This window comes from Lysinibacillus sp. NPDC093197, assembly GCF_044754025.1.
Lineage (GTDB): Bacteria > Bacillota > Bacilli > Bacillales_A > Planococcaceae > Lysinibacillus.
Genome location: NZ_JBIVOH010000008.1, coordinates 205,093 through 230,059 on the forward strand (window position 1 = coordinate 205,093; position 24,967 = coordinate 230,059).

Genomic DNA, 24,967 nt, shown 5'->3' on the forward strand with positions numbered 1-24,967 from the left:
TTATCTTGCTGTAACAGACTTTCTAGTATGTAGGAACTGGCGAATGGTAAGAGGGCTTTTCGAGCAAGTTCAAAAAAAGTTAAGCTGAGGCGTAAATAATTAGTAGTTGTATGATAGAATGTCGAAAGTTATAGATAGAATATATAAAATGGGGAATCGTATCCTGTTTTGACGATACATATGAGTAAATATAAGTTAAAATAAAGTAATTGTAGTTTTCGGAGGGATTTTTAATGATGAAAAAAGAATTTGCTGTCATTGGACTTGGACGTTTTGGGGGAAGCATTGTTCGTGAACTAATGAGTCAAGGAGCGCAAGTTATGGCGATAGATCATTCATCTGAACGGGTGGATGAATTTGCTGCGATTGCTACTCAGGCCGTTATTGCAGATTCAACAGATGAATCGGTATTAAATTCATTAGGCATTCGTAATTTTGAACATGTTATTGTCGCGATAGGCGAAGATATTCAGGCTAGTATTTTAACGACAATTATTTTAAAAGAAATAGGTGTTCAGCAAATTACAGTAAAGGCTCAAAATGACTATCATGAAAAAGTGTTAAGAAAAATTGGGGCAGATTTTGTTGTGCATCCTGAGCGTGATATGGGTATTCGTATTGCCAATAATATGCTGTCTAATACGGTACTCGATTATTTAGAGCTTTCAGATGAACACTCAATCATGGAGCTAAAAGCAAATGATGCCATTGCAGGCTACTCGATTATGGATTTAGATATTCGAGCAAAATATGGCATTAACATTGTAGGGATAAAGCGAGGATCGGATATTATTGTATCCCCACAAGCGAGTGACAAAATCTTACTAGGGGATATTATGCTTCTTATAGGTGCAGATGTAGATATAAATCGTTTTGTGAAAAAAGCGATGAAAGAATAAATGGGTGCCAGGCACTCAAACAATTTCACGTTGTGCTGTGCGAAAACATCCGCCTGCATCCGAAATCAACGGCAGTTATATTTAATATGCATAATCCCTAAAAGGGTATTAAGAAGTTTGTTCGAATTTTAAACTTTTGAGAAAGCTTGGGGAGTAGGTTTAGCACATGTTCAAAATAAGGAAAGAACCATTAATGCGGTTTCTGAAAATTTTATTTCCAGTCATACTGTTAGCGATAGCTATTTATGAAATTCAGCAATCGCTAAGAGGCGTAGATGTTAATTTACTTCGGAATGAAGTTAGTCAATTACAAATATGGGAACTGTTATTGATTTTTTTCATCGCATTTTGTGCGATTACTCCGATGATTTTTTACGATGTCATTTTAGCTAAACTACTAGGAATCAAAATGAACAAGCGCACTTTGCTGAACAATTCATTTATCGTCAATACATTTTCTAACCTCATTGGCTTTGGTGGTTTAGTAGGCGTTTTTCTACGAAATTATTTTTATTCAAAATATAAAGAGGATCGAGAAGGATTGTTGAAGAACATTGCCTCCGTTACTCTTTTTTATTTAACAGGAATCTCTTTGTTAGCCTGGCTAATGTATGTATTCTTTTGGGACTTCCCATTACTAAAAGAAACTCGGTGGCTTTCAATTGCCGTAATTCTTGTCAGCTTATATGTTCCAGCCTTTATTGGGATGCACCTTATTCGTTATAAAAAAGGTAGTTCTTTATCAATAAAAGTATCTCTTCAATTAATAATTACTTCAGTAGCAGAATGGCTTGCAGTTTTTTTCGTTATTTGGCTGCTAACGTTAATCTTGCATATACCTATTGAGTTATCGACCCTTATACCGATATTTTTAATTGCCTCATGTGCTGGCATAATTAGTATGATACCTGGTGGGGTTGGCTCATTCGACCTCGTATTTTTATGGGGGACGCAAAGTGTTGGAATCGGTGAAGAAAAAGTCCTTTTCTTATTAATTTTATACCGTGTTGGCTACTTCGTATTACCATTTTTAGTATCCGTACTATTATTTATTAAAGACTATTGGGAACGCTGGAATCGATCTTGGGATGACTTACCAAATGTTATTTTTCAAAAAATTAGTCATATGTTGTTAACGATTTTAGTATTTATCTCAGGCATTGTGTTATTGCTATCGGCATCGGTGCCTGGCGTTTTAAGTCGGCTAAAAATAGCTCAGGAGTTTTTATCATCACCAATTATGAATATCTCCCATCAATTGACTGTGGCAGCAGCCTTTATCCTTTTAGGATTGTGTAGGGGAATTAAATATAAAGTAAAAAAAGCTTATCAACTTGCAATCATCGTGCTTAGTAGCTCGGCTATATTCTCGATCATTAAAGGTTTTGATTATGAAGAAGCGATCTTTTTACTAATTGTCGCAGTGTTGCTCATGGCATCGAAAAAACAATTTTATCGAGAAAGTTATGTCCTCACATGGGGCGTCATCCTATTTGACCTTGCTGCCGTTCTTTTTATTACTGCAATGTATTTATTAATTGGATATGTCAACTTACCTACTGCAAAAATTCATATTCCAGCAGCGTTACAATATTACATCCTTACCGACTATCGGGATTTATTTTTTAGTGCAATTATTGGTATCCTCATTGCGTGTGTCATTTTTTACTTTGGCTATTTTACGCGCGGAACGAAAAAAATGGAAAAGCTTCTATCAAGAGAGCACGAAGATAAAATTAAAAACCACTTAATGGAATATAAAGGGACTGAGTTTTCTCATTTAATATTTTTACATGACAAATTCATATATTGGAATGAAAAGAATACAGTGTTATTTGCGTATCAAATATTTGCAGATAAAATTGTTGTGTTAGGAGATCCAGTAGGGCAAGAAAGTGATTTTTTATCAGCTATTCAAGAGTTTTTGGAATTGGCAGATAAACATGGATATACACCTGTTTTTTATGAGATAAACAACAATATTTTCCCTTCTTTACATGAGCATGGCTATAGCTTTTTTAAACTTGGTGAGGAAGCATTTGTTGATTTAGATAAATTCACGTTTACTGGTAAAGAAATGAAGAGTAGTAGGGCGGTAAAAAATAAGTTTGAACGAGAGAACTATGCGGTTGCATTATTAAGCCCGCCATATTCACAGGAACTCATGAATGAATTGGAAGAGGTATCAAGTAAATGGCTACAAGGAAGAGCTGAAAAGGGATTTTCTCTTGGCTTTTTCGATGAAAACTATTTGAGTAAGTCAAACATTGCTGTTTTAAGAGGTGCAGAAGGTGTGATAGGCTTTGCTAGCATTATGCCAATGTATGACAATGACGAAAGAATTTCAGTCGATCTCATGCGTTTCAAGCCAGGTGCACCGTCTGGAACGATGGATTTCATTTTTTTATCGCTGTTTGAATGGGCGAAAGAACAAGGTTATCGAGTGTTCAATATGGGCATGTCGCCACTATCAAATGTGGGGCAATCGAGATATTCCTTTTTAAGTGAAAAAATTGCAGCACAAATATTTTTACATGGACATTTCTTCTATCATTTCAAAGGATTAAGAAATTTTAAATTAAAATATGCTGATTTTTGGGAACCTAAGTATGTGGCATATCGCAAAAAATCTTCATTACCATTTACAATGGCACAAGTAACGCTATTAATCGGTCGAAAAAGAAAATAAGTGAATTTCAAATTGCAAGTAAGATATACTATAAATGGTAATGTGCTATAATTTTCCTAATTACAATGGAAGGAATGATGAATATGAAAAAGATACGGAATGTGATTGAGAAGTAGCATAGAGAGGATATGCCACTTTTCAAGCAATTAAAAAAAGAAATGAAAATTGAAAAGAGGCTGCTTATGTACACAGATCAAGAATTAAACATTCGTCCTATCATTGAGTCTGATTTAGAGCGCATATGGGAGCTTATTTATAAAGACGAGCAACCAGAATGGAAAAAATGGGATGCTCCCTATTTCCCGCATCAAGCTAAACCATTGCATGATTTTATGTTAATGTCACAGCAATTTATTAATCAAAAAAACTTTTGGGCAATTGAGGTTGATGGCGTTATTTGTGGCGTAATCTCATATTATTGGGAGCATGAGCCTTCTAAGTGGTTAGAAATAGGTATTGTTTTTCATGAGTCTCATAATTGGGGCAAAGGACTTGGCACTAGAGCAATGGCACTTTGGATTGATCACTTATTTTCTACGATGCCACTTGTTCGCGTTGGGTTTACGACATGGTCAGGAAATAAACGGATGATTCGCGTCGGAGAGAAATTAGGGATGCAATTGGAAGCGAAAATTCGCAAAGTGCGTTTGTATGAGGGTGTCTATTATGATTCCATACGTATGGGCATGTTAAGAGAAGAGTGGGAAGCTAGAAAAGAATGCTTAAAGGAGCTTTCAACAACTAAATAACAAGCTAGTCATTATGAAATAAGATAGACTTAGTAATTTTGAAAAAATGTTTTAGCCTGTGTTCGATATTGTATCGGACGCAGGCCTTTTATTTTCTTTGAGAGGATTAAAACAAATTAATGTAAAATTGTGTTTGATTTCCTATTATAGCTTTGTCATAATAAAGAAAATTAAAATAGCGAGGCATGTTATGTTAATTACGGAAAATTGTATCATCCAGTCTATAAAGCCAAACCATGTTGAAGATATTTATTCATTGTATTGTAATGAGGATGTCAGAGCCTTTCTAGGAGGGGTACCGGAAAAAAGCTACATCTATTCTTCCTTTGACAGCATGCTACAAGCACCTTTGCCTAATTCATATTTTTATATTTCATTAAAAAACAAAAATGAATTTATTGGTTTAGTGTCGATTGATGAATATCATGAAAAAACGACATATGAGCTGAGCTATCAATTTCTACCACAATATTGGGGTAAGGGTTATGCATTTGAAGTATTATTAGTCATCATCCATTATGGATTTTTCAGCCTAAATTTATCAAAAATAGTAGCGGAAACGCAAACCGCAAATGTTGCCTCCTGTCGTGTACTAGAAAAGTTAGGTATGCAAAAAGTAAAGGTTTTAGAAAGGTTTGGTCATGAGCAAGCTGTCTTTCAGTTATTGAAAACGATAGAAAAAGAATAGGGGTAGCCAATGAGAAATTATATACAATACAATGCCAATCAGCATAACGAGGTTATTATTGCGATTCCAGCTCTTGGGGAACGGAAAGAAATGTATGCTGCATTGGCCAAAGCATTGCCAGAAGTGCATATTGTAGCAATTGATTTACCTGGGCATAATGGGCTGCTAGACAATGATTTTTCGTTTAAAACATATACTAAGAACATTAAAGAAACGATGGATGCGTTAAAAATTGCAAAAGCTCATTTTGTAGGAAATTCAATAGGCGCCTGGATCATTCAAAATTTTTATACAAACTATCGTAATTTAGTAAAGTCGTTAACATTATTAGACGGTGGCCATTATTTTCATGGACAATATCATCTTGATGATGAAATGGAGATAAAATTGCCTATTATTGAAAGCTACGAAGATTTACAAGAGGCGATAAATGAAGAAATAAAGAGCATGGGCATAGCAACAGCTGAACATCGGCAATATTTGTACGAATATTTTATTGGGAATTTTGTGAAAGAGGAAAATATCTACCGTCACCATAGTAAGGAAGAAGCTATAAATTATTTGGCGAAAGCAGTTGACCAGCACGATTATTGCATAGAAACGGAAACTCCTTTGCCAGTTTTATTACTGTTAGCAGATCATCAACAAGACGAATTGTTACATAGGAAATTAACTAATTTTCACGAAAGACAACCAACGGCAAAAATAATAAAAGTTCCTAATGGATTTCATTTTTTACCACTAACGAATCCACAAGAGGTTGCTGGATGGATTCGTAATACGGTACTTTCGGGGCGTAACCCCCAAATGGACCTTAAAGCCTCTACGTGAAAAGGGAGCTTCTAGATTAGAAATCAATGGTTACGAAGACGATAAAAAAAGGGCACTCCATTATGGGGTGCCCTTTTAGCATTGCGACTATTAATTAATTTTCTTCCATATCTTTACGGTTTTTCTTTAACATTTTTGATAGCATTTCATACACAATTGGTACGACTACTAATGTTAATAATGTTGAAGATAATAAACCACCGATTACTGTAATTGCAAGGTCTTTCGAAATTAATCCGCTACCACCATTACCTAGTGCCATTGGAATCATCGCGCCAATCGTTGCAATTGCAGTCATTAAAATTGGACGTAGACGCGTTGCACCTGCTTCTAAAATTGCTTCACGCATACCCAGTCCATCTCGTTCCATATGGATAATGCGGTCGACAAGTACGATGGCATTTGTTACAACAATACCTATTAGCATCAATAGACCCATCATTACTGAAACAGAAATCGTTTGATTCGTTACATATAAGCCAACAAATGCACCGATTACCGCAAACGGTAATGAGAAGAGGATAGCAAATGGCGCTAAACCTTCACCAAACGTTACGACAAGAATAAAGTAAACGATGGCAATTGCTGCTAACATAGCAATTCCAAGTTGTGTGAATGTTTCTTGCATATCTGCTGCTACACCGGATACGCCTGTTGTCACACCTTTAGGTAAGTCTAACTTATCGATTTTTTTATCAGCTGCAGAAGTTGCTTTTGAAATATCATCACCAATAATTGTGGCAGATACTGTTGCGAAGTATTCACCTTTTGAGCGTGATAATGAATTAAGCGTTGTACCTTCTTCAACATCTACTAATTCACCGATTGTCATCGTTGTGCCTAAAGCTGTTTTAATTTCTGTTTTTAAAATATCATCGATTGATAAGGCTGCTTTCTTTGCATCGCGTTGGACAATGACGTTAATATCTTCACCGTCACGTTCAACTGTTGTTAACACTTCTTGTGAAGCCGTAGAATTTAAAGCCATGACGATTTGAGCAGTCGTTAAACCGTATTGTAAAACATTTTTTTGCTCTACTTTTAATACATGCTCTACATAAGGGTCTTCATAATCAGATTTAACATCCTCTAAGCCCTTAACATCATTTAATGTACCTTCAACGTCTTTAACAGCGCTACGAAGATTATCTAAGTTTTCACTGTATAATGTGTAGCTAACTTCATTTGAAGACATAGACATTGATGTGAAGTTTTGGCTTTTCCATTCACCTGATTGGTCAATGTTAAATACATAGTTTTCCACTTCTTCACGAGCTGCTGGGAAGTCTTCCATTTCAGGGTCAAAGATTAGGTACATTAATGCACCACCAGCTCCGCCACCCATCATCATTGTTGCAGAATCTGCGTTTGTAGCATCTGTTATAGAAACTTGTAAAATATCAATATCTTTACGTTTCATTAATTCTTTTTCGACTGTTGCAACATTTGCTTCTGTTTCATCATTTAACTCACCAGTACCAGGTGTATATGTTAAATACATTACCTTTTCCTCTTGAGATCCCATGAAACTAAAGCCGATTAATGGTGTTAGGGCAAGTGAGCCAACAAGCATTAAAATCGCAATTGTAGAAGTGATAATTTTATGATTTAACGCTTTTTCTAATACACCTCTGTACCAAGTAGCTAGTTTACCAACTTCTTGATGTTGGCTTTCCTTTTTCTCTCCATAGATTTTTTTACGGAATAAGAAATGAGATAATGCTGGTACAATTGTAATCGCTACTAATAATGACGCGCCTAAAGCAAATGTCATTGTTAATGCGAATGGCATGAATAATTCACCGACCATACCGCCTACAAACATAAGTGGGGCAAATACCGCAACTGTTACTAATGTAGAAGACAGGATAGGTTTAAACATTTCAATTGTCGCTTCACGAATAAGTGCGCGACCCGTTAATTTTTCTTGTTTCAAATGGATGCGTCGATAAATATTTTCTACTACGACAATGGAGTCATCAATAACGCGCCCAATGGCAACGGTGATTGCACCAAGTGTCATAATATTTAACGTAATATCCATCCAGTTCAATAGTAGTAAAGCCATGAAAACAGATACTGGAATAGAAATTATTGAAATAATTGTTGATTTGAAATCGCGTAAGAATAGTAAAATAATTAAAACAGCTATTGCGCCACCGAATACTGCTTTTTCAATCATTGTGAAGACTGAATCTTCAATTGGAGCACCTTGGTCAAGTGAGATATCCACTTTTAAGCCGTCAATTCTTTTTTCTTCATCTTTAATAAGGTCTTTTACAGCATTTACGACAGTTACAGTATTTGCATCTTGACCTTTTACAATTTGAATCGCAATGGCATCTTTACCATTTGTGCGTGAAACAGATTGTACTTTACCTTCAACTTCAATCGTTGCAATATCACCTAAACGAACGAAAGGAGAAGGTTGTGTTGCTGAAGGTGTGACTGGTATTAATAAATCTTTTAATTCATCAACAGATTTAACTTTACCATCTACGGAAACTGCTTGTTCTCCAACAGTAAATTGATATAAACCAAGCGATAATGACATATCACTTGCTTGGATCATTTGCTTGACGGTATCCTCTGTTAAGCCGAGAGCAGCCATTTTTTCTTCGTCATATTTGAACGAAACTTGTTCAATATGTTGACCAGTAATTGTTGCAGAAGCAACACCGTCGATTTTTTCGATTTTAGGAAGTAATAAATCTTCTACTGTTGATGTTAGTTCAACTATATCTTCCTTAGAACTACTTACTGATAATGCGACAACAGGCATCATGTTCATACTTATTGCCATAATTGTAGGTTCTTGTGCACCCTCAGGGAGTTTCACATTATCTAAAGCTGATTCTAACTGGCGTTTTTTCTCATCCATATCGATGCCGTAGTCATATTCAACTTGAACTTGTGCAATGTTGGATGAAGAAGTAGAATAAACTGCCTTAACATCCTCTAAACTTTCGATTGATTTTTCAAATGGAATGGAAAGTTCATTCATGACTTGTTCAGGCGTTGCACCTGGATAAACGCCCATTACAATTAAATATGGAATCGATATATCAGGGATTGATTCCATTTTCATTCTTGTACCTGAATAAATACCTGAGACAGTGATGATAATTGTTAATAACCACACTGCCAATTTGTTCTTCAATACAAAATTAACTAAACCTTTCACCTTCACACCTACCCTTTATTGACTTACTAGATTCAATTATTTATAATAATGACTAATCGGTCATTTGTCAATGAAATGCATTAGGAGAGATTTGAAAATATGTCAAAAAAGCAACTGATTATGGAGAAAGCATTAGAGCTGTTTTCTGAACAAGGCTTTGAAGCAACATCTGTACAGCAAATTACAGAGCGCTGTGGGATTTCTAAAGGGGCATTTTATTTGTCTTTTAAAACAAAAGATGAACTTCTTTTTTCAATGGTTGACTACTACCTACAGCAATTTATAGCTGATATTGACCAAGTAGTCAGAAGCACGAACAAAAAAGATGTCGTGTTGGTAGATTTTTATAAAGGTATTTTTCAAACGTTTAAAAAACATTCAGCTTCTTCACGTGTGTTCTTTAATGAAAAGGTATTTCTTACAAAAAAAGAGCTGTTTTATAAAGTGAGTGCCTATGAAGCGGATATGTCGAAGTTTATCGTCCAAATGCTTGAACAACTTTATCGAGAAGAGCTGCAAGAGACAAAATATGATGTGATGTATTGTGTAAAAGGATTTGTGAAAGGCTATGCCGAGCTGTTTATGTTCTCAAATTTGCCGCTTGATTTAGATCAATTGGCAAAATCATTAGCGGAAAAGACAGATATTATTGCACGTCATACGACAATCCCTTTTATTACCGAAGAACTCGCTCAAATTGTAGCAAGACCTTGTGCAGAGGAAGTTACGCAACAATCGCTATTGCAGTTAATCGAACAAAACATCCAGAACATAGAGCCATCTATTGAACGTGAATCATTGGAGCTGTTAAAAAATCAAGTAGAGCACCAAACATACAGTAAACCGATTATAAAAGGGCTAATTGAAAACATCCGCCAACAGCCAGGGTGTCAATGGATCGCATATGTATTAGAGAAATATTTCCAATTTTAAACATTGAAATAGAATTGTTCACAAGTAAGTTAGAGTGGACGATTCTATTTTTTTGAAATTGTATTCAAAAGGATGTTTCATTTCGAAAAGGGGGAAAGGAATCGTGTTGTTATTACTATATACGTAATTTGTTATAGGAGGTTTCAATATTTTAGAAATTTATTAAATCAAATTTAAACTGAAACGAAAAAAGCTAAGTCACGTAAAAATATTGCTGGTGAATTTGTGTATTCTAAATTTAAGGAGGTTAAACTACATCTTACAAAATTAAAGTGGGGAGCTTAGTCTTTTACAAACTCTATAATTTTATGTAAATAAAATAGAATGTATATACATAAAAAAAGCTACGCAAATAATGCGTAGCTTCTTAATTTAAAAGATTATACTTCCATAATAATCGGTAAAATCATCGGACGACGTTTAGTTTTCTCAAATAAGTAAGGTCCTAAAACGTCAGTAATTTCATTTTTAAGCTCAGTCCATTGCGGCGTTTTGCTTTGAATTGTTTCGTTAAGATGACGGTTCAGCATTTTTTGTGCTTCATTAATCATTGTACCTGATTCACGCATATAGACGAAGCCACGTGAAATAATATCAGGACCTGAAACAATTTTTTGGTTTTCCATATCTACGCTCACTACAACTATTACTAAACCTTCTTCAGAAAGTATACGGCGATCGCGTAGTACAATATTGCCAATATCTCCAATACCGTTACCATCAATATAGACATCACCAGAAGGGATGCGACCTGCAACATGTGCTTCATTTGCACTTAATGCCAGGACATCACCATTTTCCATAACGAAAGTATTTTCAAGTGGAACATCACAATCTTCTGCTAAATGCGTATGCATTTTTAACATACGGAATTCACCGTGGATAGGCATAAAGAATTTTGGCTTCATTAGTCGTAGCATTAGCTTTTGTTCTTCTTGCGATCCGTGACCAGATGTATGGATATTATTTAATGCACCGTGAATTACTTCAGCGCCAGCACGGAAAAGTAAATTAATGATTTTATTTACGCTAACCGTATTACCTGGTACAGGTGAAGACGAGAAGATAACAGTGTCGCCAGGCTGGATTTGAATTTGACGGTGTGTACCATTGGCAATACGAGATAGTGCTGCCATTGGTTCACCTTGCGAGCCTGTACATAAAATCATCACTTCGTTGGCAGGTAAACGGTTAATGCTTTGGGCATCAATGAATGTATCTTTTGGTGCGTTGATGTAGCCAAGTTCACGGCCGATTGTAATGGCATTATCCATAGATCGACCGAATACAGCGATTTTTCGTCCGTACTTAATGGCAGCATCTGTTGCTTGCTGTAAGCGGTGAATATTTGATGCGAACGTTGCAAAAATAATACGACTATCAACCTTGCGGAAGATTTCGTCAATACTTTTCCCAACTGTACGTTCAGACATCGTGAAATTTGGTTTTTCAGCATTCGTACTATCAGATAGTAAGCACAGCACGCCGTCACGACCTATTTCAGCCATTTTTGTTAAGTTTGCTGGCTCGCCTACTGGCGTAAAGTCGAATTTAAAGTCACCTGTATGCACGATATTGCCAGGAGGTGTTTTTACGACGATACCATAAGCATCTGGAATACTATGCGTTGTTCTAAAGAAGCTTACAGATGTTTTTCTAAATTTAATAACATCATCTTCTTTAATTTCGATTAGTTTAGTTGTACGTAGTAAACCATGTTCTTCAAGTTTGTTGCGCAATAAGCCAAGTGCAAGCTTACCACCATAAACAGGAACATTCACTTGACGTAGTAAATAAGGGATACCACCAATATGGTCTTCGTGTCCGTGCGTAATAAATAACCCTTTAATTTTATCGACGTTTCGTACTAAATACGTGTAATCAGGAATAACATAGTCAATTCCGAGTAAATCGTCTTCTGGAAATTTTATTCCGGCGTCAATTAAGATGATTTCATCTTGAAATTGAACGCCGTAAGTGTTTTTGCCGATTTCGCCCAGTCCGCCGAGCGCGAAAACAGCTGCTTGGTCATTTTTAACAAACTTCATGTTTGTTAAATTTCCTCCAAGATGAAGTTCGGACTTGCTTGTTCGTAGTCTAAATAGTTACCTTCAAGCAGTTGAATGAACTCAATGTTGTAATGACGGTCTTGTAACTTTTGACGTACTTCACGTTCTGAAGCAGCTTCAAGGTATAGACTTTTAGTGTTTTCGCGAACTGGAATCTCATTTGCTTTTTCTTGATAATAAACTTTGTAAATCATAGTTTGCTCTCCTTTAATTGCGTACATTATTATTGCAGATTTGGCTATTACCACACACGTACTACAAGAAAAAACCGCGAATTTCTAGTATACTTCAAACTAATAAAGAAATGAGCGTTTGAATTTCTTGTATCTCAATACTTTAATCTTGCACTTTTCATAAAGGCAATGAGACAGTGGTTGCGCATAGACAAATAAATGCATTTCCTTTATATTATCACGCGGCTACTTTAAAATAAAGAAAAGCCCTTCAAATAATGAAGGGCAAATGTTAGGCAATTGATTTTTTTCCGAGTACGCCGCGAAGTTGCTTCAACAATTTTTGCTTTAGTTTCTTCAGCATGGCACATCACTCCTTAGGATCATTATAATTAAAAACGATACCTGTGTAAAGTATTTTGCCTTTGCAACAACAAAAAGAAAGGAATTATAAAATGAATAAAATTTTATTTTTTGATGTAGATGGAACACTTTATAACAGTGAAAAAATATTGCCAGCTTCAGCAAAGGAAGCGTTATTAGAAGCACGTCGTAAAGGCTATGAGATTGTAATTGCCACTGGACGTGCACCTTTTATGATTCAATCATTGTTAAAAGAGCTTGATATTAATACGTATGTGACCTTCAATGGACAATACGTTGTTTATCGTGGCGAGGTTGTCTATACAAATGGTGTTGAAAAAGATGAGTTAGCGAAAATTATTGCCTTTGGTGAAGCGCGAAACGAACCAGTTGTTTTTTTAGACGACAAGCGAATGATCGCGTCAGTTGGAGGGCATAACATGGTATCGGAAAGTCTCGATACTTTAAAATACCCATATCCAGAACTAGACTCATCTTATTATATGCAGAACGATGTTTATCAAACACTGATCTTTATGGAAGAGAAAGATGAACATTTGTATTACGAAGCTTTTCCAAATGTTCAGTTTGTGCGTTGGCATCAATATTCTTGTGATATTTTGCCTAAAGGAGGCTCGAAGGCTGCAGGAATCGAAAAAGTGCTCACAAAAATGGGTCTAACATTAGATGATGCAATTGCTTTTGGTGATGGTATTAATGATATTGAAATGTTAGAGGCTGTTGGTACGAGCATAGCGATGGGGAATGGCCATGAAAGAGTAAAGGCAGTTGCCTCACATATTACAGATCATGTAGATGCGGACGGTCTTGCAAAAGCAATGCGTTATCTGAGAATTATATAAGTGCCAGGCACCCAAACAATTCTGAATTTTACTCGTAAAATATATTTAAAAATCCAATAAGACTCCTGCGGGAACGCACGTAACGTAAGTCGCAACAACCTTTGTGTTAGCGAGGGTTGCGGCTTACGTCGTGCCTGTTAGAGTGTCAGGCACTCAAACAATTCTGAATTTTACCCAACTTCAACAATCTCCAGCTTAATTCCTGCCTCATTATACTGCTTTAGCGTATCTTTTGAGAGCTTGTTATCGGTAATAATCTTGTCGACCTGATTTAACGGGCACACTTGAATCGCGACATCTTTATTAAATTTAGAAGAATCCGTTGCAACATAAACCGTTTGTGATATATTAATGAGCTGTTTCCTCGTCATCGCCTCTTCTAGACTGAAATCGGATATTCCTTTTTCAAGCGTTACGCCACTTGCGCATATAAACGCCTTATTAATATTTAGATGCTCGAATCGGAAAAGGAAATCATTAGAAGTGACCGACTTTTCTGAATGACGTATCTTTCCGCCGATAATCATTACTTCAATATTAGAGCCGATTAAATCAAATGCCACAGGTAGAGAATTCGTAACAACTGTTAGTTTTTCCTTTCCTAAAAGGAATGGCGTCATCTGATAGGTTGTTGTACCACTATCAATAAATATGCAGTCACCATCATCTACTAAAGATGCGCAAGCTTTTGCGATAGCGATTTTTTCTGTTAGTTGCTGCGTCAATCGATTGTCCATTAGCCCTTCGACAGGTTCAATATATTTTACGCCCCCATAAAACTTCTCGATTTTCTTCTCTTGTACAAGTAATTGAATATCTCTTCGGATAGTTTCCATTGATACATTGAATTCTTTTGTCAAGGTAACTAATTTCACTACCTTGTTATTGCGCACGTATTGCAAAATATGTTGCTGCCTTTCTAATGTATACATTTAATCACCTCTATTTGTTATTTACTCAAAGTAGTAATGACTTTGTCAACAGTTGGTCAGAATTTACTCAACATTTACACAAACATGTTATTTCCCTTTACAAATTGCCACTATACTGTGAGTAACAACTCAAAAGGAGTGAGCGATTTGTTGGAACTAAGAAATATTTCAAAAAGCTATAAAAATAAAAAAGTTTTAAAAGATATAAATTTAACAATTGGCTCTGGCGAAATAGTTTCTTTATTGGGGCCGAGTGGTTGTGGCAAAACAACATTACTCAACATTGTTCTAGGTCTTACAGAGCAAACGAATGGGCAACTTTTTTACAATGGACAAGATATATCGAAACAATCGATGCAGGAACGGGGATTTAATATCGTTTTCCAAGATTTCGCGTTATTCCCACATTTAAATGCTTACGACAATATCGTATATGGCTTAAAAAATAAAAAACAGCAAATGACAAAAAACGAGATACAAGAGTATGTTGATTTTTTAGAACTAGCCCCACATCTACATAAGAAGATTCACGAATTATCAGGTGGGCAGAAACAACGTGTATCAATTGCTAGAACACTCGTGATGCAACCGAACATATTATTACTAGATGAACCATTAAGTGCGCTTGACGGGGTAATCAAGGAATCGATTAAAGAGCGCATTAAATCGATTGCGCGGCAATTTAATCTAACGACAATTATCGTGACCCATGATCCTGAAGAGGCGCTTACGTTATCAGATAAAGTACTAATTATTAATGAGGGCACTGTTTCACAATATGGTACACCTCATGAAATATTAAAAACACCAAAAAATCAATTTATCGAAGACTTTATCTTAAGGCAACTTCACATTAAACGTCATAACATTTACCAACTGTTTGGAGAATCCTATGCTTAAAACTAATAAAATGGTGAAAATTTTGTTTATCCCTGTTGCCTTCTTTTTTCTCTTCTTTTTAATTGTGCCTTTGCTTTATATGTTTTGGCAGTCCTTGAAAAAAGGCAATAGCATAACGTTACAAAACTATGTAGAAGCATTACAGAGCGTTGAAATTCGTGAAGCGTTTCTCAATAGTTTTCAAGTGTCATTTGTAGCTGCTATTATCACGACTTGTTTAGCGTTTGCATTGGCTTATGCATTACATTTTACGATGATGAATCGGCATGTTAAAAAACTTGTGCATGTAGGAATAACATTGCCGATGTTGTTGCCGACAATCACCTATGGTTTTGTACTGATTTATACATTTGGCAATCAAGGCATTATTACAAAATTAGTAGGTCAGCCTATAGTGACTATTTATGGATTTAATGGATTGTTAATTGGATATGTACTTTACACATTACCTGTTGCCTTTATTTTAATGCAAAATTCGATGCAATACATTGATAAACGGTTTTTGCTCGTTTCCATGCTGATGCATGATAGACCGTCACGTCGATTTTACCATACCGTACTTCGTCCAATGCTAGGAACAATTGGTGGAGCTTTTATATTAACGTTTATTTTAAGCTTTACTGACTTTGGAATACCAGCGTCGGTAGGTGGAAGTTATAAAGTGATCGCTACAGAGCTTTATCAAGCAATGCTTGGCTCTATCGTGCGATTTGAGCAAGGATCGGTAATTTCTGTATTGATGCTTGTGCCTGCTGTACTTGGTATCGTGATACTAAGTTTGCTAGATCGATTTAATTTTCAATACAAGCATGCTAGTCAAAGTGAGCTAGTAGTACACCGTCTGCGCGATAGTACATTTACAGTTCTTTCATTACTATGTGTGAGTTCGATTTTTATCATCTTCTCGACAATGTTCATCGTGCCATTTACAAAAGGGTATCCATATGACTTTAGCTTTACATTGGAACATATACAAAATGTTTTAGCAGAGAAAAACTTAACTAGAGTTTATTTGAATTCACTCATCGTTGCTTTCTTTACAGCCGTTTTAGGTGTTTGTATAGCATTTATCTCAGCGCTTCTAAACGTCAGAACGCCACTGAAAGGCAGGAAAACGATAGATATTATGTCAATGGTTACGAACACCGTGCCTGGGATGGTTCTTGGTCTTTCTTATTTATTTTTCTTTAATGGAAGTTCGTTAAAGGGGACCTTCTTCATTATTATTGCCTATACTGTCGTTCATTTTTTTACAACACCGTATTTGATGGCGAAAAACTCTTTGCAAAAAATGGACCCTACATGGGAAGTAACGGGGGAATTGCTAAAAGACTCCTGGATTCAAACAGTGGTACGCGTTATTTTACCAAATATCCGTCCTACTATTTTTCAAATGTTTAGCTACTATTTTTTAAATGCCATGGTGACTGTTAGTGGGGTAATTTTCCTTGTCAGTACGAAAACAATGCTTGTCTCCACGCGCATAAAAGAACTTCAGCATTTTGCGAAGTATACAGATATTTTTGTTCTCTCCATTTTTATTTTATGCACAAACCTCATTGTGAAATTAGGTTGTGATTATATAACAACAACTAAAGAAAAGGTTAAGGAGATGGAATGATGAAAAAGTCAACAATCATGATGTTAGGTACTGTTAGTTCTGCAATTGTATTAGCTGCATGTGGTAGTGCAGAGGCTGATGCAAACAAACAAGTAATCATTTATTCGAATGCAGATGATGAAGCAATTGAGGTAATGCAAGCGACATTAGATAAGGAAGGCTATGAAGGCAAGTATATCATCCAATCTTTTGGGACATCTGAATTAGGTGGAAAAATGATGGCGGAAGGTACTGATATTGAAGCGGATGTTGTAACGATGGCTTCGTATTTTATAGAAAGTGCTCAAACATCTAAATCAATGTTTGTTGACCTGCCCTCTGACTTAAAGCCAATAGATGGTGGATCAACCTATGCATTACCGATTTTAGGGAATGTAGGATCAATTTTTATTAATACAGATTTATTGGCACAAAAAGGACTACCTGTCCCGAAAACAATAAAGGATTTAACGAACCCTAAATTTAAAGATTTAGTTTCATTTCCTAATATTCTAGACTCATCTACAGGTTGGCTATTAGTACAAGCGATTATGAATGAATACGGAGAAAAAGAAGGGAAACAAGTATTAGCGGATTTAATTAAAAATGCAGGTCCTCATATTGAAAGCTCTGGCTCTGGTCCTATTAAAAAGGTAAAAACAGGTGAAGTGGCAGCTGGGTTTGGGTTACGTATTCAAGCAATTGATGCAAAAAATGAGGGCTTACCAATTGATTATATTGACCCTACTGAAGGCAACTTTACGTTAACAGAATCTGTAGCTGTTGTAGATAAAGAGGGCGATGAAGCGTTGGCAATTGAAATGGCAAAGGTAATAGCGACAGAGGCACGAGCAGATTTGTTGAAACAATACCCGGTAGCGCTTTACGAAGGTGAGCAAGTAGATAATGAATATGTACCACAGTATTTGAAAAAGTGGGATACGACTTTAACTGTCGATTTATTAGAAAAACATCAAGCATTCTTTAAAGAAGCACAACAATAAAGGGGCATAACGACATGAATAACTACAAATTATTAACACCAGGTCCATTAACAACAACAGATGCAGTAAAAAAGGAGATGCTAATGGATCGCTGTACATGGGATGACGACTATAAGCAAGTTACACAAACAATACGTAAAAAGTTAGTAGAACTAGCGCAAGTAGATGAAACAAATTATTCAGCAGTACTAATGCAAGGAAGTGGTAGCTTCGTTGTTGAGTCTGTACTAACAACTACTATCGGTGATGCAGATAAAGTTCTTATTTTAACAAATGGTGCTTATGGGGAACGGATAGTCGAAATGGCGAAAGTACTTCAGTTACAGCATATCGTTTATAGTGTCCCGTATAATGAACAACCATCACCGTTAGAGGTGCGAAATATACTAGAAAATGATGCTGCTATTACACATGTCGCTGTTGTACATTGTGAGACGACAACGGGGATATTAAATCCCATTGATGCAATAGGAGAAGTCGTTCGTTCGTTCAATAAAACATTTATTGTAGATGCGATGAGTAGCTTTGGTGGTGTGCCGATGGATTTGTCAAACGGTCAAATTGACTTTTTAATCAGTAGTGCTAACAAATGTATTCAAGGCGTTCCTGGTTTTGGTTTTGTCATCGCGAAAATTGAAGCGTTAGAAAAATGTAAAGGAACGGCCAAAAGCGTTGCATTGGATTTATACAATCAATGGGAAGTGATGAAAGTAGATGGGAAATGGCGTTTTACATCACCGACACATGTTGTAGCAGCTTTTGCCAAGGCACTTGAGGAACTAGCTGAAGAAGGTGGAATTGAGGCGCGCTACAAACGCTATGCTAAAAACAACCTAATGCTGCGTGAAAGATTGTCGCAATGTGGATTTAAGGCTTATATTTCTGAGGAAGTTCAATCACCTATTATTACAACGTTTTTATATCCATATGAAGCATTTTCTTTCGATCATTTCTATCATGAGATGAAAAAAGCTGGCTTTGTTATTTATCCAGGGAAATTAACTGAATTCGATACATTCCGAATTGGGAATATAGGGGATGTTCACGAGGGAGATATTAATACATTATGCAATGTTATTGAAAACTATATGGCGGTGAAAAATAATGAAAATTGAAGCGGTAATTTTAGATTGGGCAGGTACGGCGGTTGACTTCGGATGTTTTGCTCCAGTAAATGTGTTTCTTACAATTTTTGAAGATGCAGGTGTAACGGTGACGCTGGAAGAAGCGCGTAAACCTATGGGAATGTTAAAAATTGATCATATTCGAACAATGCTTGAAATGACTAGAATAAGTGAGGCTTGGGAACAAGTGTATGGACGTGCATATACAGAACAAGATGTACAAGCGTTATATTCACAGTTTGAAACGAAGTTAATGGAATTACTAGCTATGTACACCGATCCAATCCCACATGTAATAGAAACGGTTAATCATTTAAAACAGGCAGGCATAAGTATAGGCTCTACAACAGGCTATACTAAATCTATGATGGAAGTAGTGACTCATCACGCTCAGGAAAAAGGGTACAAGCCTGACTTTTTAGTTACGCCAACTGACGTAGGAGATAAAGGGCGTCCGTATCCTTATATGATTTTCAAAAATATCGAGGAACTTGGCATTCAAGCAACGAAAAAAGTAGTAAAAGTAGGGGATACTACTTCGGATATGCAAGAGGCATTAAATGCAGGGGTTTGGGCTGTAGGTGTCATCATTGGTAGTTCAGAAATGGGTTTAACAGAACAGGAGTTTATGCGTTTATCTGCTGAAGAGCGAGCGGATGCTATCGAAAGAACAAAAGCTGTTTTTGAACAAGCAGGTGCGCATTATACCATTCAAACAATGCAAGAACTGCCTGCACTAATTGAAACAATTAATGCACGATTAGTTTAAAATAAAGCTCTTAAAGCGAAAAAGTGTTAGATTGACTGTCATCAATCTAACACTTTTTGCAATAAATAAAACTTTGCAGAGAGCAATAGTTGATGGTAGCGGAGGCGGCGACTCCTGCGGGAACAGCACACAATGTAAGACGCAACAATCCCGCGCTTTAGCGAGGGGTGCGGCTTACGGTGTGCCCGCGGAAAGCGTCCGCCGTAGCGGACATCAACCAATAGCCACTAGCTTGTCTTAGTCGCGTTCGTACGGTACAGCGTTTGGAATTTCAGCAAACGGATTTTTTTCATTGATACGATCATAAAACATGACGCCATTTAAATGGTCTAATTCGTGCTGGAATGCAATAGCTGGTAAGCCTGATAGGCGCATTTTTTTCTCTTCACCGTCGATTGTTTTAAATTTCACGGTAATGCGTGCATGACGAGGCACGTAACCAGGTACATTACGATCAACAGATAAGCAGCCTTCGCCCGTTGGCAGGTAGGTATTTTCAACTGAGTGGCTAACAATTTTAGGATTGATAGCAACAAAGCTAAGTTGTTCGCCGTTTTCGTCTTTCAAATGAAGAGCGAACATTCGATGTAGGCTGTTTACTTGATTAGCAGCTAAACCGATGCCACTACGCAAATCATACTTATCAGCTATTTCAGGATCTTGGCTGTTAATTAAAAATTGAAGCATATCTGTAGCAAGCTGTTTTATTTCATCAGTTAAAGGGAATAGAACTTCCTCTGTTTTTGTGCGGAGAGTCGGATGGCCTTCGCGAATAATATCATCCATTAAAATCATGAGTAAATCTTCCTTTCAATCTTTGTATTACCTTACTTATAAGTATACATCACCTATCAAAACATGCACATGAAAAAAGACTTTATTTGAATAAGCTTAAAAATATTTTATGTTGCTATTAGATTATAGAGAACTGGGGTATTCTACTATTGGTAATTATGTATTGAAACGTAATGTTTGTGCGCTTGATGAATGTTGTTGTAATACAGATTTTTGAGGTTAGTAATACAGTATAGGACAGTATGTAATAATCGTTTTTGTAGAAAAATTCTTTGGTATTAGGCGTAATATATGATTGACCGACAGTATTTTATTCAGTATACTGAGTGCTAAGAATAAGTTGTACTAGTTTAAAAGTGATTTATTTTAATACAGTTGAAAGGGAGATGTGACAAATGAGCAAGAAAAACAATAATATTTTTGATCCAAAACAAACGCTAACTGAAATCGAAGAAAAGTTTGAAATGTTTCAAATTTTGAACGAAGAAGGCGAAATTATAAATGAAGAGGCAGATCCGAAATTATCAGATGAAGAGTTAGTTGAGTTAATGACGCGTATGGTATATACACGTATTTTAGATCAACGTTCCATTTCTCTTAACCGTCAAGGTCGCTTAGGCTTCTATGCACCAACAGCAGGTCAGGAAGCATCACAACTTGCTTCTCATTTTGCATTAGAAAAAGAAGATTGGATTTTACCGGGTTACCGTGATGTACCACAAATTGTGTGGCATGGTTTACCGTTAGATAAAGCATTTTTATTCTCACGTGGTCACTTCTTAGGGAATCAAGTTCCTGAAGGCGTAAACGTACTAGCTCCACAAATCATTATTGGTGCTCAATATATCCAAGCTGCTGGGGTGGCACTTGGTATTAAAAAACGAGGTAAAAAAGCAGTAGCAATTACTTATACAGGTGATGGTGGTTCATCACAAGGCGATTTCTACGAAGGTTTAAACTTTGCTGGTGCATTTAAAGCGCCTGCAATTTTCATCGTACAAAATAACCAATTCGCGATTTCAACACCACGTGAATTACAAACAGCTGCAAAAACAATTGCACAAAAAGGTATTGCAGCAGGTATTCCAAGTATTTTAGTTGATGGTATGGATGCGCTTGCAGTTTATGTTGCAACTCGTGATGCACGTGAACGTGCAATTAATGGTGAAGGTCCAACTTTCATTGAAACAATGTGTTACCGTTATGGCCCACATACTATGGCTGGGGATGATCCAACACGTTACCGTACATCAGATACAGATAACGAATGGGCTCAAAAAGATCCTCTAGTTCGTTTCCGTAAATACTTAGAGGGTAAAGGTTTATGGGATGAGAAAAAAGAAGAGGCTGTTATCGAGCGCGCGAAAGAAGAAATTAAAGACGCAATCAAAAAAGCTGATGCTGCACCTAAACAAAAAGTTACAGAGTTAATGGAAAATATGTATAAAGGCGAAATGCCATCTAATTTAAAAGAACAGTATGAAATCTACAAAGAGAAGGAGTCGAAATAACCTATGGCACAAATGACGATGATTCAAGCAATTACAGATGCTCTTCGCACAGAATTAAAGAATGATGAAAATGTTCTTTTATTCGGAGAAGATATAGGCGTCAACGGTGGGGTTTTCCGAGCAACTGAAGGCCTACAAAAAGAATTTGGTGTTGACCGTGTATTTGATACACCATTAGCAGAGTCAGGTATCGGTGGGTTAGCGATCGGTCTTTCTCTTCAAGGTTTCCGTCCAGTTCCGGAAATTCAATTTTTCGGTTTCGTATATGAAGTAATGGATTCTATCAGTGGGCAATTAGCACGTTTAAGCTACCGTAGCGGTGGTGTGTATAATGCACCTGTAACAATTCGTTCTCCATTCGGCGGCGGTGTGCATACACCAGAAATGCACTCTGACAGCTTAGAAAGTTTAATGACAGCTCAACCAGGTTTAACAGTAGTTGTACCATCAACACCTTACGATGCTAAAGGTTTACTTATTTCTTCTATTCGAAATGATAATCCAGTTATTTTCTTAGAGCATTTAAAATTATATCGCTCATTCCGTGAAGAAGTACCTGAGGAAGCATACGAAATTCCACTAGGTAAGGCTGATGTAAAACGTGAAGGTAAAGATTTAACAATTGTTGCATATGGCTTAATGGTACACGAAAGCTTAAAGGCTGCAGAAGAACTAGAAAAAGAAGGACATTCTGTAGAAGTTATTGATTTACGTACAATTCAACCAATTGATATTGAAACAATCATTGCGTCAGTTGAGAAAACAGGCCGAGCAATCGTTGTTCAAGAGGCACAAAAACAAGCAGGTATTGCTGCGAATGTTGTCGCTGAAATTACAGAACGTGCAATTTTGAGCTTAGAGGCTCCTGTTCTTCGTGTAGCAGCACCGGATACAGTGTACCCATTCCCACAAGCTGAAGGTGTTTGGTTACCGAATTTTAAAGATGTAATGGAAACAGCGAAAAAAGTTTTAACATTCTAATGTAACTTGCATATTTGAAGAAGAGCAAAGAGAAAGGATGGGTACACATGGCATTTGAATTCAGATTACCGGATATTGGCGAGGGTATTCACGAAGGCGAAATTGTAAAATGGTTCGTTAAAGCTGGGGATACAGTAAAAGAAGACGATATCCTTTGTGAAGTACAAAATGATAAAGCAGTCGTAGAAATTCCTTCACCTGTTGAAGGCAAAGTAGAGGAAATATTAGTAGCAGAAGGTACAGTTGCTGTTGTTGGCGATGTATTAATTCGTTTAGATGCTCCTGGTTATGAAGATTTGAAGCTAAAAGGTGACGATCATGCGGAAGCGAAGACAGAGGCACAAGTGCAGTCAACTGCTGAAGCTGGTCAAGATGTAGCAAAAGCGCCTGCTGCTAAGGAAGAAGCTCCAAAAGCTTCAGCAACAGCGGAGGTAGCAGTAAAGCAAGAAACAACTGATAGTACGAAACGCATCATCGCTATGCCTTCAGTTCGCAAATTTGCTCGAGACAATGATGTTAATATTCATGAAGTATCGGGTACTGGCAAAAATGGTCGTATTTTAAAAGAAGATATTGAGAATTTCTTAAATGGTGGTGGAGCAGTACAGTCTGAAGAAGCTGAAGCTCCAGTTGCAAATGAGGAAGCAGTTGCTCAACAAGAAACTGCACCAGCTGCACCTGTTGTTCTTGAAGGCGACTTCCCAGAAACACGTGAAAAAATGTCTGGCATTCGTAAAGCAATTGCTAAAGCAATGGTGCATTCAAAACAAACTGCGCCACACGTTACACTAATGGATGAAGTTGATGTAACAGCTCTTGTAGCACATCGCAAAAAATTCAAAGATATCGCGGCTGAAAAAGGTGTGAAATTGACGTATTTACCATACGTAGTGAAAGCACTTATTTCAACTTTACGTGAATTCCCAGAATTTAACCGCTCATTAGATGATGCAACACAAGAAATCGTTCAAAAGCATTACTACAATATCGGTATTGCGGCGGATACTGAAAAAGGCTTGCTAGTTCCAGTTATTAAGCATGCTGATCGCAAATCGGTATTTGCGGTTTCAAATGAAATTAATGACTTAGCAACAAAAGCACGTGATGGTAAACTTGCACCACATGAAATGAAAGGTGCATCAATGTCTATTACGAATATCGGTTCTGCAGGTGGTCAATGGTTTACTCCAGTAATTAACCACCCTGAAGTAGCTATTTTAGGTATTGGTCGAATTGCAGAAAAACCTGTAATAAAAAATGGTGAAATTGTAGCTGCACCTGTGTTAGCATTATCATTGAGCTTTGATCATCGCATGATCGATGGAGCCACTGCGCAAAATGCTTTAAATCACTTAAAGCGTTTGTTAAGTGAGCCAGAATTATTATTAATGGAGGCGTAACAAAATGGTAGTAGGAGATTTCCCAATCGAAACAGATACTCTTGTCATTGGTTCAGGTCCTGGAGGATATGTAGCAGCAATTCGTGCAGCTCAAACTGGCCAAAAAGTAACAATCGTTGAAAAAAATGTACTTGGTGGTGTGTGCTTAAACGTAGGTTGTATTCCATCAAAAGCGTTAATTTCAGTAGGTCACCGCTTTGAGCATGCTAAACATTCAGATGACATGGGTATCATCGCTTCTGATGTGAAACTAGACTTTTCAAAAGCACAAGCTTTTAAAGACAGCGTTGTTAAAAAATTAACTGGCGGTGTTGAAGGCTTACTTAAAGGTAATAAAGTTGAAATTGTACAAGGTGAAGCATATTTCGTTGACGCTAATTCAGTGCGTATCATCAATGGTGAATCTGCTCAAACTTACACATTTAACAATGTGATTATCGCAACAGGTTCTCGTCCAGTTGAAATTCCAACTTTTAAATTCTCTGATCGTGTCCTAAACTCTACTGGCGC

At 36.7% G+C, this 24,967-nt stretch carries 21 protein-coding genes; 16 read left to right on the top strand and 5 right to left on the bottom strand.

The annotated features are described in order from the left end of the window. Window positions 1-236: 236 nt before the first annotated feature. From ACIP9G_RS18950 to ACIP9G_RS18970, 5 genes are all read left to right on the top strand, one after another. Window positions 237-899 (top strand): potassium channel family protein, encoded by a 663-nt coding sequence (locus ACIP9G_RS18950; protein WP_024362220.1) that lies wholly within the window; start codon window positions 237-239, stop codon window positions 897-899. Between the two features lie 166 nt (window positions 900-1,065). After that, window positions 1,066-3,588, top strand: a complete 2,523-nt coding sequence (gene mprF, locus ACIP9G_RS18955) for a bifunctional lysylphosphatidylglycerol flippase/synthetase MprF (RefSeq protein WP_401021405.1) — start codon at window positions 1,066-1,068, stop codon at window positions 3,586-3,588. Between the two features lie 182 nt (window positions 3,589-3,770). Continuing rightward, window positions 3,771-4,337: a GNAT family N-acetyltransferase gene (locus ACIP9G_RS18960; RefSeq protein ID WP_401021408.1), complete on the top strand. Its 567-nt coding sequence runs from the start codon at window positions 3,771-3,773 to the stop codon at window positions 4,335-4,337. Between the two features lie 190 nt (window positions 4,338-4,527). Further along, window positions 4,528-5,025 carry a GNAT family N-acetyltransferase gene (locus ACIP9G_RS18965; RefSeq protein WP_401021410.1) on the top strand — a complete coding sequence of 166 codons (498 nt, stop codon included), beginning with the start codon at window positions 4,528-4,530 and terminating at the stop codon, window positions 5,023-5,025. Between the two features lie 9 nt (window positions 5,026-5,034). Beyond that, complete coding sequence (locus ACIP9G_RS18970; protein ID WP_401021412.1) at window positions 5,035-5,856, top strand: alpha/beta fold hydrolase; 822 nt, start codon at window positions 5,035-5,037, stop codon at window positions 5,854-5,856. A 94-nt stretch (window positions 5,857-5,950) separates the two neighbouring features. Here ACIP9G_RS18970 and ACIP9G_RS18975 read toward each other — a convergent pair whose 3' ends face one another. Continuing rightward, window positions 5,951-9,040 (bottom strand): efflux RND transporter permease subunit, encoded by a 3,090-nt coding sequence (locus tag ACIP9G_RS18975; RefSeq protein WP_401021415.1) that lies wholly within the window; start codon window positions 9,038-9,040, stop codon window positions 5,951-5,953. A 99-nt stretch (window positions 9,041-9,139) separates the two neighbouring features. On the opposite strand from ACIP9G_RS18975, the gene ACIP9G_RS18980 reads away from it, so the two are divergent. Beyond that, complete coding sequence (locus ACIP9G_RS18980) at window positions 9,140-9,973, top strand: TetR/AcrR family transcriptional regulator (RefSeq protein ID WP_401021416.1); 834 nt, start codon at window positions 9,140-9,142, stop codon at window positions 9,971-9,973. Window positions 9,974-10,353: 380 nt separating this feature from the next. Here the strand turns inward: ACIP9G_RS18980 and rnjA are convergent, their stop codons facing one another. Continuing rightward, a complete protein-coding gene (gene rnjA / locus ACIP9G_RS18985; protein WP_340826085.1) occupies window positions 10,354-12,021 on the bottom strand; it encodes a ribonuclease J1 in 1,668 nt (555 codons plus the stop codon). Window positions 12,022-12,026: 5 nt separating this feature from the next. After that, window positions 12,027-12,236, bottom strand: coding sequence for a DNA-dependent RNA polymerase subunit epsilon (locus tag ACIP9G_RS18990; protein ID WP_340826084.1), 210 nt, complete (start codon window positions 12,234-12,236; stop codon window positions 12,027-12,029). Window positions 12,237-12,670: 434 nt separating this feature from the next. On the opposite strand from ACIP9G_RS18990, the gene ACIP9G_RS18995 reads away from it, so the two are divergent. Continuing rightward, complete coding sequence (locus ACIP9G_RS18995) at window positions 12,671-13,441, top strand: Cof-type HAD-IIB family hydrolase (RefSeq protein WP_401021419.1); 771 nt, start codon at window positions 12,671-12,673, stop codon at window positions 13,439-13,441. 170 nt (window positions 13,442-13,611) lie between these two features. Here the strand turns inward: ACIP9G_RS18995 and ACIP9G_RS19000 are convergent, their stop codons facing one another. After that, window positions 13,612-14,373: a DeoR/GlpR family DNA-binding transcription regulator gene (locus tag ACIP9G_RS19000; protein ID WP_401021421.1), complete on the bottom strand. Its 762-nt coding sequence runs from the start codon at window positions 14,371-14,373 to the stop codon at window positions 13,612-13,614. 147 nt (window positions 14,374-14,520) lie between these two features. Here ACIP9G_RS19000 and ACIP9G_RS19005 point away from each other — a divergent pair, with 147 nt between their 5' ends. The 5 genes from ACIP9G_RS19005 to phnX are packed head-to-tail and all read left to right on the top strand — an operon-like array spanning window position 14,521 to window position 19,770. Beyond that, window positions 14,521-15,273 (top strand): ABC transporter ATP-binding protein, encoded by a 753-nt coding sequence (locus ACIP9G_RS19005; RefSeq protein WP_401021423.1) that lies wholly within the window; start codon window positions 14,521-14,523, stop codon window positions 15,271-15,273. Continuing rightward, window positions 15,266-16,894 carry an ABC transporter permease subunit gene (locus tag ACIP9G_RS19010; RefSeq protein ID WP_401021425.1) on the top strand — a complete coding sequence of 543 codons (1,629 nt, stop codon included), beginning with the start codon at window positions 15,266-15,268 and terminating at the stop codon, window positions 16,892-16,894. Before ACIP9G_RS19005 ends, ACIP9G_RS19010 begins: the two co-directional genes overlap by 8 nt. Further along, the gene (locus tag ACIP9G_RS19015) at window positions 16,894-17,877 is read left to right on the top strand and encodes an extracellular solute-binding protein (protein ID WP_401021427.1); all 984 of its coding nucleotides are present in this window, start codon (window positions 16,894-16,896) and stop codon (window positions 17,875-17,877) included. Before ACIP9G_RS19010 ends, ACIP9G_RS19015 begins: the two co-directional genes overlap by 1 nt. Window positions 17,878-17,891: 14 nt before the next feature. After that, on the top strand, window positions 17,892-18,992 hold the full coding sequence (gene phnW / locus ACIP9G_RS19020) for a 2-aminoethylphosphonate--pyruvate transaminase (RefSeq protein ID WP_401021430.1): 1,101 nt from the start codon (window positions 17,892-17,894) through the stop codon (window positions 18,990-18,992). Further along, complete coding sequence (gene phnX, locus ACIP9G_RS19025; RefSeq protein WP_401021432.1) at window positions 18,982-19,770, top strand: phosphonoacetaldehyde hydrolase; 789 nt, start codon at window positions 18,982-18,984, stop codon at window positions 19,768-19,770. The genes phnW and phnX overlap by 11 nt, the downstream gene beginning before the upstream one ends. A 237-nt stretch (window positions 19,771-20,007) precedes the next feature. On the opposite strand, the gene def is transcribed toward phnX, so the two are convergent. Then, window positions 20,008-20,565 carry a peptide deformylase gene (def, locus tag ACIP9G_RS19030; protein WP_340826072.1) on the bottom strand — a complete coding sequence of 186 codons (558 nt, stop codon included), beginning with the start codon at window positions 20,563-20,565 and terminating at the stop codon, window positions 20,008-20,010. Between the two features lie 395 nt (window positions 20,566-20,960). Here def and pdhA point away from each other — a divergent pair, with 395 nt between their 5' ends. The 4 genes from pdhA to ACIP9G_RS19050 all read left to right on the top strand — a co-directional run. Beyond that, window positions 20,961-22,076 (top strand): pyruvate dehydrogenase (acetyl-transferring) E1 component subunit alpha, encoded by a 1,116-nt coding sequence (pdhA, locus tag ACIP9G_RS19035; protein ID WP_401021436.1) that lies wholly within the window; start codon window positions 20,961-20,963, stop codon window positions 22,074-22,076. A 3-nt stretch (window positions 22,077-22,079) separates the two neighbouring features. Next, complete coding sequence (locus tag ACIP9G_RS19040; protein ID WP_173477915.1) at window positions 22,080-23,057, top strand: alpha-ketoacid dehydrogenase subunit beta; 978 nt, start codon at window positions 22,080-22,082, stop codon at window positions 23,055-23,057. Window positions 23,058-23,104: 47 nt separating this feature from the next. Then, window positions 23,105-24,457, top strand: a complete 1,353-nt coding sequence (locus ACIP9G_RS19045; RefSeq protein WP_340826069.1) for a dihydrolipoamide acetyltransferase family protein — start codon at window positions 23,105-23,107, stop codon at window positions 24,455-24,457. A 4-nt stretch (window positions 24,458-24,461) separates the two neighbouring features. Next, on the top strand, window positions 24,462-24,967 hold a 506-nt coding region (locus tag ACIP9G_RS19050), incomplete at its 3' end, for an FAD-dependent oxidoreductase (RefSeq protein WP_401021439.1).

What these genes read in the sequence shown, in the direction of transcription:
- ACIP9G_RS18950 (WP_024362220.1), top strand. Translation starts at nt 237, where the DNA reads ATGAAAAAAGAATTTGCTGTCATTGGACTTGGACGTTTTGGGGGAAGC.
- mprF (WP_401021405.1), top strand. Translation starts at nt 1,066, where the DNA reads ATGTTCAAAATAAGGAAAGAACCATTAATGCGGTTTCTGAAAATTTTA.
- ACIP9G_RS18960 (WP_401021408.1), top strand. Translation starts at nt 3,771, where the DNA reads ATGTACACAGATCAAGAATTAAACATTCGTCCTATCATTGAGTCTGAT.
- ACIP9G_RS18965 (WP_401021410.1), top strand. Translation starts at nt 4,528, where the DNA reads ATGTTAATTACGGAAAATTGTATCATCCAGTCTATAAAGCCAAACCAT.
- ACIP9G_RS18970 (WP_401021412.1), top strand. Translation starts at nt 5,035, where the DNA reads ATGAGAAATTATATACAATACAATGCCAATCAGCATAACGAGGTTATT.
- ACIP9G_RS18980 (WP_401021416.1), top strand. Translation starts at nt 9,140, where the DNA reads ATGTCAAAAAAGCAACTGATTATGGAGAAAGCATTAGAGCTGTTTTCT.
- rnjA (WP_340826085.1), bottom strand. Translation starts at nt 12,021, where the DNA reads ATGAAGTTTGTTAAAAATGACCAAGCAGCTGTTTTCGCGCTCGGCGGA.
- ACIP9G_RS18990 (WP_340826084.1), bottom strand. Translation starts at nt 12,236, where the DNA reads ATGATTTACAAAGTTTATTATCAAGAAAAAGCAAATGAGATTCCAGTT.
- ACIP9G_RS18995 (WP_401021419.1), top strand. Translation starts at nt 12,671, where the DNA reads ATGAATAAAATTTTATTTTTTGATGTAGATGGAACACTTTATAACAGT.
- ACIP9G_RS19000 (WP_401021421.1), bottom strand. Translation starts at nt 14,373, where the DNA reads ATGTATACATTAGAAAGGCAGCAACATATTTTGCAATACGTGCGCAAT.
- ACIP9G_RS19010 (WP_401021425.1), top strand. Translation starts at nt 15,266, where the DNA reads ATGCTTAAAACTAATAAAATGGTGAAAATTTTGTTTATCCCTGTTGCC.
- ACIP9G_RS19015 (WP_401021427.1), top strand. Translation starts at nt 16,894, where the DNA reads ATGAAAAAGTCAACAATCATGATGTTAGGTACTGTTAGTTCTGCAATT.
- phnW (WP_401021430.1), top strand. Translation starts at nt 17,892, where the DNA reads ATGAATAACTACAAATTATTAACACCAGGTCCATTAACAACAACAGAT.
- phnX (WP_401021432.1), top strand. Translation starts at nt 18,982, where the DNA reads ATGAAAATTGAAGCGGTAATTTTAGATTGGGCAGGTACGGCGGTTGAC.
- def (WP_340826072.1), bottom strand. Translation starts at nt 20,565, where the DNA reads ATGATTTTAATGGATGATATTATTCGCGAAGGCCATCCGACTCTCCGC.
- pdhA (WP_401021436.1), top strand. Translation starts at nt 20,961, where the DNA reads ATGAGCAAGAAAAACAATAATATTTTTGATCCAAAACAAACGCTAACT.
- ACIP9G_RS19040 (WP_173477915.1), top strand. Translation starts at nt 22,080, where the DNA reads ATGGCACAAATGACGATGATTCAAGCAATTACAGATGCTCTTCGCACA.
- ACIP9G_RS19045 (WP_340826069.1), top strand. Translation starts at nt 23,105, where the DNA reads ATGGCATTTGAATTCAGATTACCGGATATTGGCGAGGGTATTCACGAA.